Origin of the sequence: Enteractinococcus helveticum (assembly GCF_001657475.1) — a bacterium.
Lineage (GTDB): Bacteria > Actinomycetota > Actinomycetes > Actinomycetales > Micrococcaceae > Yaniella > Yaniella helvetica.
Genome location: NZ_LXEY01000081.1, coordinates 1 through 1,126 on the forward strand (window position 1 = coordinate 1; position 1,126 = coordinate 1,126).

General features: G+C 52.8%; 1 protein-coding gene. It reads left to right on the plus strand.

The genetic code is table 11. From position 1 onward, the window contains the following. Positions 1-15: 15 nt before the first annotated feature. Positions 16-1,126: hypothetical protein (locus A6F49_RS18985; RefSeq protein ID WP_201120361.1), on the plus strand; the 1,111-nt coding region annotated here is incomplete at its 3' end.

A 1,126-nucleotide genomic window follows, 5' to 3' on the forward strand; every position in this document is an offset into this window, starting at 1 on the left:
GGGGGGGGGGGGGGGGTGGGGCAAAAAGAAAGGGAAACCCCCAAGGGGGGTGGGGGTAGCAAGAAAGGGGGGGGGGGGGGAGGGGAAAGGAGAGAGAGAAGGAGAGGGGAAAAGAAGAGAAGAAGAAAGGGAGGAGGAGAGAGAAGGAAAAGGAGAAAAAGAAAGAGAAAAGGAAAAGGAAGAAGAGAGGGAAAAGAAAAAAAAAGGGGGGAAAGGAGAAAGAGGAAAGAAAGGGAGGAAGGAGGGAGGAGGGAGGGAAGAGAGGGGGGAGGAGGGGAAAAGAGAGGAAGGGGGAAAAGAGGAAGGGGGGGGGGGAAAAGAGGAAAAAGGAGAATGGAAGAGGGGGAGGGAAAGGGAGGGAGGGGAGGGAGAGGAAAAAGAAGAGGAAGGAGGGAAGGGAAGAGAAGGGGAAAGGGAAGGAGAAGAGAGAGGGAGAGGGAGGGGGGAGAAAGGGAAAGGAAGGAAAAGAAGGGAGAAAAGGGAGAGGAGGGGAGGGGAAAGGGAAGAAAAGGGGGAAGGGGAGGAGGGGAGGAGGAGGGGGAGAGGGAAGGGGGGGTGAGGGGGGGGGAGGAAAAAGAAAAGGGAGGGAAGGAAAAAGAAGGAGGGGAGAAGGGGGGGAAGGGGGAAAGGAGAGAGAAAGGGGAAGAGAAAGAGAGAAGGGGGAAAAGAAGGGGAGAAGGGGAAAAAAGAGGAGGGAGAAGGAAGGGGAAAAGGGGGAAGGGGAGAAAAAGAAGGGGAGGAAAGGAGGGGAGGGGAGGGAAGGAAAAGGGAGGGAGGAAAAAAAGAAAAAAAAGTGAAGAGGAGAAAAGAAGGAAAAAAGGAAGGAAGAAGGGGAAAAAGGGAGGGAAGAAAAAGGGAGGGAGAGAGAAAGGAAAAAAAGGGAAAAAAGGAGGAAGAAAGGGGAGGAAAGGAGAAAGAAGGAGGGGGGAAGAGGAGAGGAGGAAGGAAAGAAAGAAGAAAGGGGGAGGAAGGAGGAGAAGGAAAAGAGAGGGGAAGGGGAGGAAAAGAAAAAGGAAAAGAAGGAAAGAAAGGGGGGGGAAGAAAAAAAAAAAAAAAAGGGAGGAGGGAAGGGAGAAAGGAAAAGAGGGAAGGAAAGAAAAAGTAAGGGGGAGGAGGGGGAGGGAAA